This window comes from Paraglaciecola mesophila KMM 241 (genome assembly GCF_000315015.1).
Classification (GTDB): domain Bacteria; phylum Pseudomonadota; class Gammaproteobacteria; order Enterobacterales; family Alteromonadaceae; genus Paraglaciecola; species Paraglaciecola mesophila.
This window is the reverse complement of sequence record NZ_BAEP01000075.1, coordinates 150,550-168,727: the sequence shown is the minus strand read 5'-3', so window position 1 is coordinate 168,727 and position 18,178 is coordinate 150,550. Positions and strand designations below refer to the sequence as shown.

At 45.5% G+C, this 18,178-nt stretch carries 11 protein-coding genes and 2 pseudogenes; 5 read left to right on the top strand and 8 right to left on the bottom strand.

The window, feature by feature from the left end; all coding sequences use genetic code 11:
- Nucleotides 1-87 precede the first annotated feature (87 nt).
- From GMES_RS18580 to GMES_RS18565, 4 genes are all read right to left on the bottom strand, one after another.
- Complete coding sequence (locus GMES_RS18580) at nt 88-1,686, bottom strand: tetratricopeptide repeat-containing sulfotransferase family protein (protein ID WP_006994323.1); 1,599 nt, start codon at nt 1,684-1,686, stop codon at nt 88-90.
- Between the two features lie 97 nt (nt 1,687-1,783).
- The gene (locus GMES_RS18575) at nt 1,784-4,234 is read right to left on the bottom strand and encodes a TonB-dependent receptor (protein ID WP_006994322.1); all 2,451 of its coding nucleotides are present in this window, start codon (nt 4,232-4,234) and stop codon (nt 1,784-1,786) included.
- 542 nt (nt 4,235-4,776) lie between these two features.
- Nucleotides 4,777-6,309, bottom strand: a complete 1,533-nt coding sequence (locus tag GMES_RS18570; protein ID WP_006994320.1) for a sulfatase family protein — start codon at nt 6,307-6,309, stop codon at nt 4,777-4,779.
- A 1-nt stretch (nt 6,310) separates the two neighbouring features.
- On the bottom strand, nt 6,311-7,819 hold the full coding sequence (locus tag GMES_RS18565; RefSeq protein ID WP_006994319.1) for a sulfatase-like hydrolase/transferase: 1,509 nt from the start codon (nt 7,817-7,819) through the stop codon (nt 6,311-6,313).
- Between the two features lie 213 nt (nt 7,820-8,032).
- Between GMES_RS18565 and GMES_RS18560 the strand changes: the two genes are divergently transcribed.
- A complete protein-coding gene (locus GMES_RS18560) occupies nt 8,033-10,231 on the top strand; it encodes a glycoside hydrolase family 3 C-terminal domain-containing protein (protein ID WP_006994318.1) in 2,199 nt (732 codons plus the stop codon).
- A gap of 68 nt (nt 10,232-10,299) precedes the next feature.
- Here the strand turns inward: GMES_RS18560 and hmpA are convergent, their stop codons facing one another.
- Both hmpA and GMES_RS18550 read right to left on the bottom strand, forming a co-directional pair.
- Nucleotides 10,300-11,490, bottom strand: coding sequence for an NO-inducible flavohemoprotein (gene hmpA, locus GMES_RS18555; protein WP_006994317.1), 1,191 nt, complete (start codon nt 11,488-11,490; stop codon nt 10,300-10,302).
- A gap of 95 nt (nt 11,491-11,585) precedes the next feature.
- Nucleotides 11,586-12,854, bottom strand: coding sequence for an NnrS family protein (locus GMES_RS18550; protein ID WP_006994316.1), 1,269 nt, complete (start codon nt 12,852-12,854; stop codon nt 11,586-11,588).
- A 165-nt stretch (nt 12,855-13,019) separates the two neighbouring features.
- Here GMES_RS18550 and GMES_RS22535 point away from each other — a divergent pair, with 165 nt between their 5' ends.
- Both GMES_RS22535 and norR read left to right on the top strand, forming a co-directional pair.
- Nucleotides 13,020-13,157, top strand: coding sequence for a hypothetical protein (locus GMES_RS22535; RefSeq protein ID WP_153811089.1), 138 nt, complete (start codon nt 13,020-13,022; stop codon nt 13,155-13,157).
- A 283-nt stretch (nt 13,158-13,440) separates the two neighbouring features.
- A complete protein-coding gene (norR, locus tag GMES_RS18540; protein WP_006994313.1) occupies nt 13,441-15,027 on the top strand; it encodes a nitric oxide reductase transcriptional regulator NorR in 1,587 nt (528 codons plus the stop codon).
- A gap of 59 nt (nt 15,028-15,086) precedes the next feature.
- On the opposite strand, the gene GMES_RS18535 is transcribed toward norR, so the two are convergent.
- Nucleotides 15,087-16,052: an MBL fold metallo-hydrolase gene (locus GMES_RS18535; protein WP_006994312.1), complete on the bottom strand. Its 966-nt coding sequence runs from the start codon at nt 16,050-16,052 to the stop codon at nt 15,087-15,089.
- Between the two features lie 322 nt (nt 16,053-16,374).
- Between GMES_RS18535 and GMES_RS23005 the strand changes: the two are divergent.
- Nucleotides 16,375-17,136 (top strand): annotated as a pseudogene (locus GMES_RS23005) (PAS domain-containing protein); the annotation flags it as partial.
- Nucleotides 17,137-17,343: 207 nt separating this feature from the next.
- Nucleotides 17,344-17,676: pseudogene (locus GMES_RS23000) on the top strand (methyl-accepting chemotaxis protein); the annotation flags it as partial.
- 44 nt (nt 17,677-17,720) lie between these two features.
- Here GMES_RS23000 and cynS read toward each other — a convergent pair.
- Complete coding sequence (gene cynS / locus GMES_RS18525; protein ID WP_006994310.1) at nt 17,721-18,167, bottom strand: cyanase; 447 nt, start codon at nt 18,165-18,167, stop codon at nt 17,721-17,723.
- Between the last annotated feature and the right edge of the window lie 11 nt (nt 18,168-18,178).

The window sequence follows — 18,178 nt, the reverse complement described above, 5'->3', positions numbered from 1 at the left end:
ACCGCACACGCGCTTGCATGCTCAGCGGCGCGAAGTATGTCATATAAGGCAAGTCCCCAAAAGTACGGTGGCTAAAACAGGGGCGATTTAGGATTCAAATGGGATTTGCTGTTGCTTAAAGAAGGTTTCAAGCGCCTGAGTGTGTTGTCGATAATGCGTCCAGCGGCCGATTGAGGATTGATTGATCGGTTGTCGCACTTGGACTTTGCTGGCTGTAGACACAGGTGCTTGATTGCGCTCTACATGTAAACACTCTTGTTGCCAAGATAAACCACAAAACGTCAGTAAATCACGAATATTCGCCTCAGGATTGCGCACCAAACCTTGATAATTAAGTAGCTTGAAATTATCCATTCCTGTGGCCTGCCATTGGTGTACTAGTGTGTGAAACCGATTATAGAAACGGCCGATATTCTGCAAATTATAAGCGTAAGCATAGTACGGGCTGTTCAGTGAAAATAACTGGCGATAATTACCGACACAGGTATCCATTGGGTCTCGTAGTAAACAAATAATTTTTGCATTGGGTAAAGCGCGTCGAATAAGACCAATGTAGAAAAAGTTAAACGGTAGTTTATCCACGAAATGGGGAGAATCTCCCACTATGGCTTGTGTTCGCTGAATATACCGCTGGCCTATTTTTGCCGGCTCAAGCTGCATGGCTTTGCGCAATGTTTCTACGTCTAACACCCTGGGTGATGGGGTTTGTGCTAGCTCCTTCACCGCCACGCCAAAATCTTGCAGTTCTCCCGCTGATAACACCTCACTATGATTACTTAAGATACGTTCGACTAACGTGGTGCCCGAACGGGGCATGCCCATCACAAAAATTGGCTGGTGCGAGCTATCACCCGCTTTAGCAAAATCATCTGCTTGAGAAGAACCGTTGCCTAAATCCTTGAGCTGGGTTTGCTCTACGCAATCGAAAAATGCGGCATCGTCGGCAAATTCATAACCAATACTCGCCAGCTTCGCGCTTTTGGCATTTTCGAGGACATCAAATGCACTAGTGTAATCTTTTAGCCCTTCGTATTCTTTAGCCAATGCGTGCGCAATATGCATATCAGCATCAACCGTTTTGGTGCGTTTCGCTGCAGCTTGAAGGCGTGAAATATGATTATTTTCTGCGCTAACTCCGCCCAAGTCTGCCAAAGCAAAGTGCGCTTGATGATAATCTGGTGCGATACGAATGGCATGCTCAAAGTGCGCTCTAGCATCCTCGAACTTACCTGCGAATTTACTCGATACCCCAGAGTTATAGTAAAAATGCGCATTATGCTTATCTAGCGACAACGCCTTACTGAAATACGCCAGCGCTTTTTCATGCTGTCCTACTCGGCTAAGTGCTACGCCTAGGGTATCAAGCGCAAGAGGCTTGTTGATCTGTTCGATAGGCGCATTATTTGTTGCATCAAGCACTGATTGTGATTCACCGCGCAATGAATGGCACTTGGCTAAATAAGCAAAGTATTCAGCTTGCGGCGCGATGTCGTTAGCTTTTTCAATTAACTTAATCGCCTTAGCAATTTGACCTACTTCGAGGTTGATCATGGCCAATAAAAAATATCCATCGTGATCGAATGGATCCTGTTTCACGATCTGTACACATAGGCTATGGGCATCAGCGAAATCTCGCTGATTCAGCGCATGAATGGCTTGTTGATGCAGTTGCTTAATGTCTGGCATAGGTTTCTTGTCACTGTAAATGGAACTGGGCTGCTTTCTTCACTTATAAAAAAGGGCACTCAGTGCCCTTTTTATTCATTAAGAATTTTAACCTAGACTACATCTCAAATTGGTAATTAAATTTAAGTCCGACCGTACGTGGTCTTTCTAAGTAATGACCATAGTAACGCAATATATCACCTCGGTTCGAGTTAGTATCGGGGGCAACCGCCAAACCAATATCACCCAAATCATTTCGTGACGAGCTCACTGCGTATTTGTCAAAAAGGTTGTCAACATAAAGGGTGACCGACCAATCTTCGTCAGACAAAGACGCGCTTAAATTACTTAGCGCATATCCCGAAATAACTTCGCCAGATTCGTGTAAGCCTATTTTAGAGTAAATGTCGCTTTGCGCAGTTAGGCCGTAGGTCACATCTAATAATTTATCGCCGAACACTTCTGTGGAGTACTTAACCCCAAGGGAGAACTGGTGCTCCGGCGAGCCTGGTAGGCGATCGCCATCAAGCGCATCAGAGTCATCGAACAACTCAGCTACATCTTCGGTCAATTCAGCTTTGGTGTAAGCATAAGTGGCATAGGCACTGAATTCATCGCTAAAAATTGCCCGTGACATCATCTCAACACCTTTTGAATTGGCTTTACCGGCATTGACCAAAATAGTCTGCTGACCATTTTCTGTGGTACCCGTGACTTGAGCGTCATCCCAATCCACGTTGAACAAGGCCATATTGAAATGGAACCTGTTTTTTAGCCAAGTACTTTTTAGGCCCAGCTCATAGTTGGTGGTAGTGTCAGGCGCGTAAATTTGTTCGTTAGGCAAAGCGCAGACTTCTTGTGTATCGCCCGATAGGTCGGGAGGACAAGCACCCACACCGTTTGAGCCACCAATACGAAAGCCTTCACTGACCGTCACGTACCCCATCACATCAGACGTAATTTGATAACTGGCGTTAAACTTGAACAAACTCCCACTGTCGTCTGCTTCGTTTTCAAGGGGGATCAAGATAATTTCATCCCCTTGCCTAAAGTCATCAGCACCTTCTTCAACTGAAATAGAGGTATACAACAAAGGTAAATCAACGTCAGACGCGGTTTCTAAATCGTACTGATAAAAGCGAGCCCCTAGGGTAATATCTAATCGCTCGGTAACCGCGTAGCTTACTTCCCCATACAGGGCTTTTTCAGTTACTTCTGTTTCATCAAACGATATGTATTCGAGATCATCAGTACGCAAATTTCCGCCAGTTTCCCATGTATTTATCGCATACTCATCGAAATTAGGCGTAAATTCTAAACTTCTGCCGTCACTTTCTATTTTGTTGTAAAAGACACCTGCTATCCAACTTAGGTCTGAATCGCTTTTAGAAACCAATCGCAACTCTTGAGTGAATATATCGCGATTGTCTTCTTCTCTGGTGTAACTTGAAAACGCAGGAAATTCTTCATAGCTATAAGCAAGGCGGATCAATAAATCGGTTTGATCTCGCTGACCAACCGCTTCGAACGTGGATTTGCCCGTTGCAGACACTAGCTCAGCAAAGCCTAAATCAACGGTAAGCTCTAAACTGAGTAAGTCGTCTTCTTTTTCACGAGGCTCCTCGTAGCGATAGGCAGATTCGTACTTGCCGATGATGTCATTCAAGCCATTATCTGGTGATAACCCGTTGTAGTGAACAATAGAGCGCCCTTCCACTTCTTGCTTTTGATACATATAAGTCAGCGTGGCGTCAATATCTTCAGTGGGAGTCCAGCGCAAGGCCACGCGCCCTGAAAGGGTGTCTTCACCGTTAGCGTCTTTTTTCGAACGCAGATTACTGTCAACATCGCTTGCGTCTGTCCAATCAGGGTCGGCTATAGAGACCCCACCTTCACGCACTAGGTAGTTATAATCAACAAAACCAGGATCATGGAATTTATTTAGCGACATACGTACGCCAAGCACATCCTCAATCAAGGGGGTATTGAAGACGAAACCACCCTCTGCACCGACACTATCACTTTCATTTACGCTAAAAACATTGCCTGTAACTTCACCCGAGGTAACATCAAGCTCTACTTTATTGGGTAAGTAACGAATGGCACCGCCGAGCGTACCTGCACCGTACAAAGTACCTTGCGGCCCAATCAGGACTTCTACGCGCTGAATATCATTCAAACGCATATTAATAAAAAGGGGAATTTCACCCACGTAAGTCGATACAGTACCGCCGTCCGAGCTTGGCCCAGAAGAATTAGTGTTCAAACCACGCACTATAATAGGCGAGTCATTACGCCCGCCCTGATCAGTAATGGTTAAACCTGGAACCCAGCGGGCTACGTCGTCTAAGTCGGCGATATTTTGCTCAGCCAAGGTATCAGAAGTAAGGGCGGTAATGTTCAATGGTGCTTCCTGCAATGAACCAGCGCGGCGTGTCGCTGTGACTTCGATAGTTTCAATTCCATTATCCGCGCTTTGCGCCAAAACCGATGGGATTGGTGCAAACGTGGCTGAAACTGCCAATGCAATTGATGTGTGTTTTGTTAGGAAGCGTTTAGTGATCGCCATGTATGTGTTTCTCTTTTTATAGTGAACGTTTTAATAGTGAACGGTTGCGTAATTGCGTGTTAATCCCAGCTAGCCCAGCAGGTTTCATGCCTGCTTTTCTGGTACTTTAGTGCATAGTCCGAGTGAAAAAAGTGCCAAAAATCTGCGTTATGCAGATATTTATGCACTAATTGTGGTTTTCTATTGCGATAAATGTAAAGCGCACCTTAATGATGCATTGTGCAGAGAAACTCAACTAATCTTTGCAGACATTGAGGTTTAGCTACCAATAAAGTGGATTAAACTGGAATACGCACCAAATAGAAGTGGTTGATCGTGCATAACTATTCACCTTTCACTAAGCAATTCCCTGTTGCACCACTATTTCCAGCACCGAATTGCGTGATCGAGCGCATAATAGAGCGCGCTACCTCGTCAGCAAAGTACACGAAGATAGTTGAACGCGTTTTTCAGACGTAAATCACAGGATAGAATTGATAGAAAACGATCGATTAGGGGTCAGAGGCTTACCATGGGCTGGTAAGCCTTAAAAAGTAGTAAGTTTACTTAATCACTTGAAGCTCGGCTGCCAACGCTTTCTCTAATTGGGCTTGATATAGCGTTTGGTAAAATTCTGCACGGCGCATTATGTAAGGCTCATTTTGCAGTAATATATTTTGTTGGTTGTGCTTGTTCCATTCATTCCATAGCGTCGCAAGCTCGGACTGTTCTTTGGGCATAGCACCATTTAGGTTGTGCGATTCGTATGGGTCAGTCTGCATATCAAAGAAGCTCTTTCCGACTCCTGGCAATGGTTGATTCAAGTACTTGAATTCAGGGGTACGCACAGCCCACAAATCACTGGCTTCTTCTAAGCGCCAAAACAACGCGGGATGCGGTGATGCGGGGTTTTCACCGTTAATGTGGGGCAGTAAATTTACTCCGTCTAACTTCGCCTGACTCACGTCCGCTCTCGCTAAGGCCAACGAAGTTGCAGCAATATCCAGAGACGAAACCAATCCGGCATATTCGGATTTTAAGCTAAAACCGGCTGGCCAGTGGGCAATAAATGGCACATGCACGCCGCCTTCGGTTAGGCTCACTTTACCACGGCGAAAGGGGGCATTATTCGCCCAATCTGAATCTGGCATCCACTCTTCTGGATACACGCCACCGTTGTCTGACAAAAAGAAAATTAAGGTGTTATGCAGCTTTTCGCTTTGTTTAAGGGCGGCAACGATACGCCCAACGCCTTGATCCATAGAATCAATCATGGCGGCATAGGTTCTGCGATCCAAATCGGCGATATGCTGGTATTTGGCCAAATCTTGCTCGGTAGCCTGTAAAGGAGAATGCGGAGCGTTATAGGCCACGTACATCATAAATGGCTGCTCAGTAGCCGATACAAAGCGTGCAGCTTCTTTGCTAATGGCCGTTGTAAGATACTCGTTTAACTGAGCGGGCTTACCATTGCGTGACAAAGCAATACTGTACTCAGCACTACTCACTTTAACCGACTCCGGAAAGTAATCATGCCCACCACCTAAAAAGCCAAAGAACTCGTCAAAGCCACGATTGTTAGGATGAAAATTAGGATGTGAGCCCATGTGCCACTTACCCATGACCGCTGTTTTGTAGCCTGCTTGTTGCATGCGCTTGGCGAATGTTAGTTCTTCGACCGGTAAGCCCATATACGGATCGTCAGGAGAGTGGGCTGCGTTTACTTCCATGCCGAAGCGCGCCTGATAACGCCCTGTTAGTAGTCCTGCTCGCGAGGGGCCACAATATGGATGGGTTACATAGCCATTTTTAAACACCACACCATTGTTAGCCAAGGCATCAATATTCGGGGTAAAGATTTCTTTCGAACCGGTAAAACCTAAATCTGCGTAGCCTAAATCATCGGCTAAAATCACCACGATATTTGGCCGCTCCTTTGCTACTAACTTGTGAGTTTTCTTAGTTTGCGCCGCAAGGTCGCTACTAAATACAATACCCGCTAAGCACAAAGCCACAAACAATAATGAAAAGAGATTAAACCGTAGCATCGAATTCGATGTTTGGCGGATCGGTAAAATAGGTAAGTAGTTCTGCATGCTAGTGCTTGTCCTGTAAGATGGGTTGACGGAAGTTGTCCATACGAGTCATCGCTGCGCCTTCGTATTCACGCTTTAGCTGCCAAAGTGGGCGTTCTAGCGAGAGCTCCCACGTAAATAGTCGCCGATATAAATCCTTCACGATCTCAGGGTTGGTTGCAGAAAGATCATGACGTTCAGAAATATCCTGACTCAGATCGTAAAGCTCTGCCGGACGGTCAGGGAAACGAAGTAGCTTCCAATTTCCGTGACGAATCGCGCCTCGGTTTTCTTTCTTCCAATACAAGGTCTGATGTGGAGGTATCGTGATTTCACCGCGCACATAAGGGAGTAAATTAGTGCCGTCTAGATCCGCTACCGCACTTTTTTTACCGCCCGCTGCCGCGAAAAAAGTGGGTAGCAAATCTAGAGTACTGATAGGTTCGTGATAGGTATTAGGCCCAATATTGCCTGCTGGCCAACGCATCAAAAAGGGAACGCGAATGCCCCCTTCAAGATGGTTGGCTTTGGTGCCACTTAGAGGGGTATTGTCGGAAGCATTCGTGTCAGAGGGACCGCCGTTATCGTTTGTAAACACCAGCAAGGTATTTTCGCTTAATCCCAATTCATCAAGACTAGCGAGCACTTTGCCGATTTCGCGATCCATCGACAACGTCATTGCAGCAACTCGTTGACGCTTTCCGCTTAACTGGGGGAATTGTGCAAGATCTTCTTTGTTGGCATCCATAGGTGTATGCACCGCATTGAATGACAAGAATAAGAAAAACGGCTCCCTCTGGTTTTGCTTAATAAATTTAATCGCCTCATCTGCCAACGCTTGGGTTAAGTAATGGGGTGATTCTTTATAATGAGCAAAACCTCTCTCCAAACGATCCTCAGGGTAAGAAACTGGGTTATTTGGCCCAAATTCAAAGTAGCTGCGTGCTCCGCCTCGAAATCCATAAAAATGCTCGAACCCACGCTTTGTAGGGTGGAATTTATCAGCATTACCTTGATGCCACTTGCCAATCAACGCGGTCGAATAGCCAAAGTGAGTCAAGTAATCGCCGATGGTGCGCTGGTTTAATGGCAACCCCATGTCATCCCCTGTTAGGCCCGAATCACTCATGTAACCTGGAACATTGTTCTCCTCAAAACCAAACCGTTGTTGGTATTTACCTGTTAGTATGCCAGCCCTTGATGGCCCACACACTGCTGCGCTAACGTAAGCCTGAGTAAACACCGTGCTTTGGACGGCTAAGTTGTCCAAATTTGGTGTACGGATTTGGCTGCTACCTTGAAAGCCAAAATCCCCGTATCCTGCATCATCAGACAGAATCAGAACGATGTTCGGTGCATCCTTATTGCTGCCTCTAGGATTTGGGTTAGCACTTTCTAACCTATTACCATCCCCAGCCGCCTCGGCATTCACATCGAGTAACAATAATAAAAGGATGCTAATTATGACACTGCCCCCTTGTCTACTCCTCAACTTAAAGCTGCGCATATTAATTTGATGACTGAATACCATCCGCTGTTGGCTCCCTTCTCTATTTTGACAATTCTTACTTTATTTGACGGTCTTTAATTTGATTAACAACGAATTTGTCTTTCGATAACAACCGTATTGATTATCATTTTGTTAACAGTATACAATAAACCTAACCTACATTTACATCGGAAAACAAATTTTTTCGAATTGAATATTTCTGTTCCCCTTACTTACATAAGCAAAGGATTGATCATGCTTAAAACGCTTCTTGTTTCAGTACTAATGTTCACCTGCCACTTGGTAGGTGCTGCACAGATAAACCATGTAAAGCAACAGATATGGTTTAACCCCGAACTCAGTTTTGAAACGCGCGCCCAAGCGCTCGTTAACGCAATGACAATAGATGAAAAAATAACTCAATTGTCACATTCCACTCCAGCGATACCGCGCTTAGAGGTGCCTCAATACAATTGGTGGAATGAAGCGCTGCATGGTATCGCTCGTAACGGCAAAGCAACTATCTTCCCTCAAGCGATTGGGCTCGGGGCCACCTTTGATCCTGAATTAGCACAAGAAGTAGCCAATGCGATATCGGACGAAGCGCGGGCCAAGTACGCCATAGCTCAGTCGATAGGCAATCAAGGGCAATATGCCGGGCTAACATTTTGGACACCAAACGTGAACATTTTTCGCGATCCTCGCTGGGGACGCGGTCAAGAAACTTACGGTGAAGATCCCTTATTAACCTCACAAATGGGCACTGCGTTCGTAAAAGGTCTGCAAGGGGACGACCCCAAATATTTGAAGTCTGCCGGTGTAGCCAAACACTTCGCAGTGCATTCAGGACCGGAGTCTTTGCGCCATCAATTTGATGTAGAGCCTAGCAAAAAGGATTTGTACGAGACCTATTTACCCGCTTTTGAAGCGCTAGTGACCCAAGCAAAAGTCGCAGGTGTGATGTGTGCGTACAATGGGGTGTATGGTCAGCCATCCTGTGCAAGTGAGTTCTTGCTGGGGGAAATGTTAAAGAAAAAGTGGCAATTTAATGGCTATGTTGTGTCAGATTGCGGCGCATTGCACGACTTTCATAGCGGACACAAAGTCACCCATAATCGCGTTGAGTCAGCGGCACTCGCATTGCGCGCGGGGGTCGATTTAAATTGCGGTTTTACCTATGAAAAATCCCTGAAAGCTGCATTTGAAGAAGGCCTTATTACCCAATCATTAATTGACCAGCGTCTGAAAAACTTGCTTATGATCCGCTTTCGTTTGGGTTTATTCGACCCTAGTGAGTTAAACCCGCACAATGCCATAGGCCAAGAAGTCATTCACAGCCTTGAACATATTGAGCTAGCGCGTAAAGTGGCGGCGAAATCGATTGTTTTATTAAAAAATGAAAAACAAGTATTACCCCTATCAAAAGATATTAAAGTGCCTTATGTCACCGGCCCATTTGCGGCTTCCTCCGATATGTTGATGGGCAACTATTACGGTATCTCAGATAGCTTGGTAACTGTTCTTGAAGGCATTGCAGGAAAAGTATCATTAGGCTCGTCACTAAATTACCGCGCAGGCGCTTTGCCTTTTCACAGTAACATTAACCCCCTTAATTGGGCGCCAGAAGTAGCTAAAACAGCCGATGCTGTGATTGCTGTAGTAGGCATATCTGCCGATATGGAGGGCGAAGAAGTTGACGCAATAGCCTCTGCCGATCGAGGAGATAGGGTTGCTATCACCTTGCCCCAAAATCAAGTCGATTATGTAAAGCAACTTGCGGAAAACAAAAAAGGTCCGTTGATATTGGTTGTTGCTGCGGGAAGCCCAGTGGATATCAGCGAATTAGACCCATTGGCGGATGCCATACTATGGATATGGTATCCAGGTGAGCAAGGTGGCAATGCGGTGGCAGATGTGATTTTTGGAGATACTAACCCATCAGGTCATTTGCCACTCACCTTCGTAAAAACAATTGATGATCTCCCTCCCTTTGATGATTACACGATGACAGGCAGAACCTATAAATTCCTTAAGAAATTGCCTCTGTATCCATTCGGCTTTGGCTTGTCTTACACTCAATTTAAGTTTGGTAAGCTCAGCTTATCGAAGCGCGCTCCTCAAGAAGGGGAAAATATAAACATCAGTGTTGAAGTTGAAAACAGCACAGCCCTAGATGGTGAAACGGTAGTGCAAGTGTATCTTTCCCCTCAGGTACCGTTGAAAAATGAAGCGATAACAAATTTAAAAGCGTTTAAGCGCGTCCACATTGGCGCATATGAGAAGCGCTTAATTGAATTTACTATTGAAGGAAAAAATCTTTACAGAGTTAACGATGCCGGTGAAAATGTTTGGCCTAGCGGTGCATACACCTTGGCCGTTGGCGATTCATTGCCAAGCAAGCGCAGCATCGAGTTAGGGGCAGCGCCTCATGGTTCTCAACAAATACACTTTTAAAATTCACTTTTAAGATGCAGCAGGCTTCAGGGATGACGAAGTACTCACACTGCTGCCTGCCGTGTAAACTATAGGTCGCTATGTGGACCAAATACTTCATAGTGGATCTGTGCGTCTTTAACACCGAGCTCAAGTAATTGTTTTTTAATAAATGCCATAAAGCCTGTCGGGCCGCAGATATAGAAATTACCACTACTTATGGGCAGAGCGTCACCAAGCGACGCTAGTGACATTAAGCCTGCAGATACGCTATCCGCCTTTGGTGCTTGGCTTGCATACCAAGTATGCGTGCTAAGTTGTGGCGTATTCTTTTCAAGTTCAGCAACTCGCTTGATGAAGGAGTGTTGCGCTGGGTTTTCACACGCATGTAAAAAATGTATCTCTGTGGTTGGGTGACTCTCGACTGTCGCTTCGAGCATCGACATCATAGGCGTTAAACCTACGCCTGCGGAAATAAGTACAGTAGGCAAGTGTTGGTTCTGCTGAAAAAAGTCGCCTGCTGGTGGCAATATATCGATCACATCACCTTGCTCAACAGACTCATGCAAATGATTCGACACTAAACCGTTAACCTCCCCCTGCTCGCGCTTAACACTGATACGATACGTCACGCCGTTAGGTTTATCTGACAAAGAATATTGGCGCATTTCCACGTAGTCGCAATGCGCCGGATGTACTTTAACCCCTAAATACTGGCCTGGTTTGTAGTCAATCGCTGGTTGGCCATCCATAGGGGTGAGCACAAAACTGGTCACTAAAGCGGACTCAGGCGTTTTACTCAACACACGAAATTGACGCGGGCCTAACCAGCCTCCTTGGGCTGTTTCAGATTGATTGTATAAGTCACCCTCTCGGTTGATAAAAATTTTTGCTAATGCGCCATATGCCTCAACCCACGCTTGCTCTACGTCAGGGGTAAATGCCTCTGGGGCCAGTTCTCGCAGTGTTTCAATTAAGTGATGACCCACAATATCGTAGTGCTCAGGTTGAATAAAAAAGCTGGTGTGTTTATGCGCCACCCGCTCAACAACCTCACTTAAGGCGCCCAAGTTATCGAAATTTTTTGCGTAAGCGGCAATCGCATTAAATAACGCAAACTGCTGACGGCCATTGGCCTGATTCGCCATATTGAATATGTTTTTCAGCTCGGGATTCAAACGGAACATACGTTGGTAAAAATGATCGGTAATGGCTACGCCGGCAGACTCTAGAAGGGGAACAGTACTTTTAACCGTGGCGATGGTTTGAGCGGATAACATATAAAACCTCTTGCTGTGTATGATGTTGATGTTAGTAAAAAATATAAAATGTGGTGGTCAGTTAAATTTGTTGAATACTGGTCTAGATAGCCTTTTTAGCCTGGTTTCCCATCGACTCTCGCCTTGGTTAACACGGCCCAGTAATACACAAAAAACAGAATAAAGGCTGCTGACCATAACCAAGCACTGAGCTGCCAAAAAAGAAGTACCTGCTCACTAAGTGATGCCAATGCACGTAGCAAACCTGCTAATAAAAGTAAGGCAAATGCTGCACTTATACCGCGAGATACGGCTAATGCTCTCCCTGTATGTCCCAGTGACACTCGTGACATCATGCTTAAGATCATGGCCGAAATAGCGCTGATACTGATCAAGTGCAAGCTGTCTTTTAAGGGTAAGCAAGAAGTCAGTAAGCTCATCCCCACCAGCAACAAACCGATAGCCAAGGCAAGGTACGCCAAGTGCAGTGACCATAATAGTGAGACTGCCCAAATACCCTGGGCAAACCATTGTCCCAAGCGCCAAAGATGCGCGACACCAAGCACAATCAAAACGATTGCAGCGAGATTAGAAACAGGAACAAAAAATTGGATTATAAAAAGTGCAACCGCCAGCAGAGAAAAAATCAGCAGCACTAAATCGAATCTGGGGTGTTTTACCTGAGGTCGGTTTAAAGCTCTTCCGGTAAAAAAGGGGATCACTCGGCCACCAATAACCGTGATTAGCACACAGAATAAGAGCACCGCGCTTTGCAGCAACTGCGACGCCAGTACGTAGGCTTGCTCGTTCACTAGCGCGAAAAAGACAAGATTTAGGCTAAACAGACCGCACAATAAGGCGATGAGTATGTAGTTAGAGGTATTTCTTGCTTTAATAACCTGATAACTGAAGCATCCAATCACACCCAGCCACCATAGAAAGTGACTGCATATGAAAAGGCCTAGGCCCCACGGCTCGGCGCTGGATACCCCACTTATACGTGCAACAATCCACAGTCCACTTAGCATGATTAGCCATACACCATGAGCACTACGAAACCCTGTCCAGGTTTGCACAGCCGTCAGTAGAAAGCCTGCAGCAATCATTGCGGCAAAGCCAAATATCATCTCGTGGGCATGCCATAAAGAAGGAGGCAATACGAAAGAGTGTGGCCAATGCCCGCTGAACCACAATGCCCAAACTATCAAGGCGATGACAGCCCAAAGCGCCCCTAATAAAAAGAATGGTCGAAAGGCGAGTGACCAAACCGCGGCGTGATGGATCCCCCGTGAAGTTGCGTGATCGCCCAAGGGCTCAGCGGGTTGGGCAAAATGAATGCCCGATTGAGTCGATGCGCGCTTCTTCGATGCTGTAGTTTTCATCATCTACAGCACCCGCTTATGTTGTTTATGTTGTTCATATTGCGCAATACACCGCACTACATAAGCGACTTTCAGTACACTCGCACTGACGATAATCATAAGATGACTCGCCACCTGAGTAGCATTGAAAATAAGTGCGACAAGGGGTAACTCACCGCAATACATATAATGAGCAATGTGAGGGACACAGATAAGATTATATTCGCAAACTTGAATAACGCGCCAAAGCGCTTCGATACGCTCTCGTTATTGGTAATGTCTATGCAAGAAGTGGTTAAGTTGGTCATGCCTATGTTGGTCATTTGAGTATTAATCATGTCATTCACGAAAACCTTGCCCATTAGTGCCCCCTAAGTGCGCTGTTCAAAACCTGTTTTGGTGTTGCATCAGCAGAGATACACTTTAGATAGCACCTTTGATGCCAATTTTAAAATTGCATAATTATCAGTGAGATAGAAATAAATCCCACCCGAAAGAGTCATATTGACTCAATTCAGTTAGAGTCGTAAAGACTCGTAAAAGTCTTTATGACACAATGCATTCTATGGCATCATTATCACATCAGCATTGACCATTGGAGCCCCCTATCATGGAACTCAATTCAACCCTTCTGTTAGAAGTGGCGTTAGATCTCGCCAACAGCATCACCAATGAAGATAGGTTCGACAGATTGCTATCCTCTATCAGAAAAGCCATCAATTGCGATGCGGTTGTATTGTTGATACATCAAGGAGAACAATTAAAACCATTGGCAATACAAGGTCTTGCAGCCGACACCCTTGGGCGGCGTTTTAATCTCAGCGACCACCCTCGTCTTTCGCTCATTTGTGCTGGGACACAGCCGGTGCGTTTTGCATCAGACTCGCCATTACCGGATCCTTATGATGGCTTATTGCTCGCAAAAGAAGGCGACTTGCCCGTGCATTCGTGTATGGGTCTGCCCTTGTATAGCGATAATCAACTTATGGGCGTCGTGACCCTTGATAGTCTGAGCCCTGAAGCCTTTTCAGAGATCCCCGAGCGCACATTGCAGCTAATCACTGCCCTGTCCGCCGCCACCTTGAAAACGGCTATCCAACTGAGCGGGTTGGAACAGCGCGCACAACAAGCACACGATTTAGTGCAAGAGCTAACGAACGAAGCGCTAACACGAGATGGCGGCGAGCTAATAGGTAATAGCCCCAGTATGCTTGCCCTTAAAAGCGATATTCAATTGGTTTCTGGCTCTGACTACACAGTGCTGATATGGGGAAAAACAGGCGTAGGTAAAGAGTTGGTTGCCCGAACATTACATCAACGTTCTAATCGAGGCACTCAGCCTTTGGTGCACGTTAACTGTGCCTCAATACCAGAAACCTTGGCGGAAAGTGAATTGTTTGGTCACGGGAAAGGTGCGTTCAGCGGCGCCGAGAAAGAGCGCGCCGGCAAATTCCAGCTAGCCGATGGAGGCACGATATTTTTAGATGAAATTGGTGAATTGCCATTAAGCGTGCAAAGTAAATTATTACGCGTGTTACAAAGTGGCGAGATTCAGCCTGTGGGAAAGGATCAAGTATCGACAGTCAATGTACGCGTGGTAGCCGCAACTAATCGTGACCTAGCACAAGAAGTTAAAACTGGGCGTTTCAGAGCAGACCTTTATCATCGCCTCTCCGTGTACCCTATCAAAGTCCCGGAACTAAAAGAGCGCGGGAATGATGTATTGCTACTCGCGGGTTATTTCTTGGAAGTGACCGCTCGCAAGCTAGGGATCCGCCAACTAAAAATACCAAACGACGTACAACAAGCACTTCTTGCCTACTCATGGCCTGGTAATGTAAGGGAATTAGAGCACGTCATCAGCCGTGCTTCTCTGAAGGCAACGCGCAGTGCGAATCAACACGATATTATCTCACTTAACACAGCAGATTTAGATTTTGAACGCGCCTTACTGCCAAAAGAGATTCATGTTCAGCCAACACCACAAAGCAGCCTATGTGGAAATGCCGAACCACAAAATCTCAAAACTATGACCGAAGCCTTTCAAGCTAATATGATCAGTCGCGCTCTGGCTGATTGCCAAGGCAATTGGACTTTGGCGGCCAAACAATTAGACATGGACAGAGCCAACCTCGCTAGATTAGCAAGGCGGCTTGGCGTACAGGTACATAAAAGCATTAAAAACGAAACGTTTTAGTCTGCTAGTCAAACCGACTTACAGACCTTTGTAATAATGTCAGCAAAGGTCAATAATTCCTAGCGTAAGCGACTGTAATTCGCAGGTACCCATTCAAATCCGCTTTTCGTTTCGCGCAGATGGCCCAAGCCAGGAAATTGTAAATGTGCCCCCGCCATCAGCGCTTTACTCTTAGCGACGTGAGAAAAAATACGTTCACGCTGTTTTTTGGCCTGTTGTGGAGCCGAGTCAAAATCAATGGTTATCTGTGGATGTGAGAATTGCACTGCCCCTGCATGAATAAGATCGCCAATAACCCACATTTCCTCACCGTCACTTTGCACAATATAAGATGTATGCCCTGGCGTGTGACCATGGGTAGCATCAGTATTAATCCCCTTTACAATTTGCTCATTTGCGTTAAATGCGCTGATTTTATTGGCTTTCACATAAGGGTTTAAAGACGCCATCGCGCCTTGGAAAAAACCTTTGTTCGCCTCTGGCGCTTTACTCATTTCTTTATCGCTTAACCAGAAATCCAGATCCCGTTGGTTCGCATGCACCGTGGCATTAACAAATACGCGATTACCCTCTTTTGTTAGACCACCGACGTGATCTGGATGTAGATGAGTGATCAATATGTGATCAACATCGCTCGGTGAATAGCCCGCTGCGTTTAGGCTTTTTATGATATTGCCTAATGTGGGGCCAAATAAATTACCTGCTCCTGTATCGATTAGTACAAGTTCACCATCCGTATCAATTAAGTAACCATTGACGGAGGTCTCCGTTGGTACCGATAAAAATGACTCTTCTAATTGTTGCTTTGTCGTTTCGCTGTCTTGGTGCAGCAATTTATCCATGGGTAAATCCACAGTGCCATCGCTCAGGGCGATAACATCGAACTGACCAAGCTGAGTGCGATAGAAACCTGGAGCAAATTTATCAATCGAATCTTGTTGTGCAACTGCTTGATTAAAAGCACTAAAAGGTAATAGCAAGCTAGAGGCTAAAACTAGATAACGGGTAAATTTCACAATTTTCATGATGTATACATCCTTCACTTGATGAGTTTTTTACACATTATCAGCTTTATTTCCGCTCTAGAAGAGGGAAATCTGGTGTATTAATGGGCTAAATCCGTGGCAAAACCTCTGAAATGAGCGTTCTATAAGTATAAAAACTGCACAAACCTTGGAAACTAGTGAAAATAACCAAAATCGGTTTACCTCCCCGTTTTATCAGTATTTAGGTGAAATACACGCGCTAAAAGTAGGCGTATTAATATACTATAACATTTAGCATCACCAGTAGTGATGGGTAAGTATTTTTCCATAACATTTAATGATGTAATAGAGGTTGGTGACTATGTTTTTTTCCCGTTCAACAGCAAAAGCAGACACTCCCATTCCAGAGAGTTTCGAATCTTGTTTTATCCATTCTTTAGAGCGCCATTGCGCCACAATTTCGTTTAATACTGATGGCATGATCCTAGATGCAAATTCGCTTTTTCTAAGCACGGTTGGGTATTCTTTGGCCGAAATTAAAGGGCAACATCACCGCATGTTTTGCAGCGCTATGGAATCAGGCTCTCCTGGGTATCGTTCATTTTGGGCAAACCTTGCACAGGGCGAAAGTTCAAGCGGTACATTTTTACGCAAGCGCAAGAGTGGCGACGATTTATGGCTAGAGGCTACGTATTTCCCTGTAGAACAAAACGGTAAAATAGTGCGTATTGTAAAAATAGCCAATGACATCACGGTTGAAAAAGAGCGCTTAAACAGCCAAACCGCTATTTTTGAAGCCCTCAACCGCTCCAGTGCCTTAATAGAGTTTACGCCACATGGCGAGATCATCAGCGCGAATGAAAACTTTATTCAAACTATGGGCTATGCAAGTGTTAAAGACATAGTAGGTAAACATCACCGCATGTTTTGTACAGAAGACTTTTACCAAGACAACCCCAACTTTTGGCGCGAGCTAGAACAAGGGGAATTCAAAGGTGGGCAGTTTAATCGCCTCACTCGTGATGGCAGTACCATATGGCTTGAGGCAACGTACAACCCTGTATTGAATGAACAAGGGCAAGTCATTAAGGTGGTTAAGATTGCATCCAATATCACTTCTCGCATTCAAAAGCAGTTGGCGACACAAGAGGCCGCAGAGATTGCCTACAGCACATCCATGCAGACAGCTAAGATATCCAAAGACGGCGCGGTTATCTTGCAACGCACAGTTGACACATCTAACGCTATTGTGACCAGTACATTAACCTCGACTGATTTAATTGATCAATTGAATAAACGCTCAGAAGAAATATCAAAGATAGTCACCACGATCAGCTCAATCGCTGATCAAACCAACCTACTGGCCCTTAACGCGGCGATAGAAGCAGCCAGAGCAGGCGAATATGGTAGAGGTTTTGCGGTAGTGGCAGATGAAGTACGCACGTTGGCAGCACGCACTGTGAGTTCAACTGCGGGTATTGAGCAACTGGTGACAAACAACAGTGCGCTGACCCAACAAGCCAAAGACAGCATCGGCGAAATTCATCAGCAGTCTTTGCAAAGCGCGAAGCAAGTAGAAGAAGCAGCGACGATCATCGAAGAAGTGCTGACAGGAGCGAAATACGTCAGTGAAACAGTCGATCAGTTACGAAGTGAGAGCTAAGTATGTGCCCTTGGGTGTGTTATGCACCCAAGGGGCTGTTTCATTTAGTAAGATTTATAGGGCAGAAACTTACCTGACAGGCCAATGCTGACTCTGTCACCAGCGCTATTTTCTTCACGCTGAATATCCATCGAGAAGTCTATTGCACTCATAATGCCATCGCCGAATTCTTCGTGGATTAGGGATTTTATGGTCGAACCATATACGTTGATCATCTCGTATAACCGATAAAGCAACGGATCACTAGGCACCGCCTCCGTGAAAGAACCTTTGTAAGGGACTACCTGTAACCACGCCTCAGCGTTTTCATCTAAATCAAACAACTTGGCCACTACGCCTGCTTGCTCTGAATTAAAAGTCATTTGCCCTAAGCAACCTGCGGTGGTCCACTCTTTTGACTGCCCTACCGCTTCGGATACTTCTTGCCACGTAATACCTTTTTGTACTTTTGCGACCAATATAGCTTGGGTAACTTGCTCTCTGCTTTGCATTGTTTCTCTCC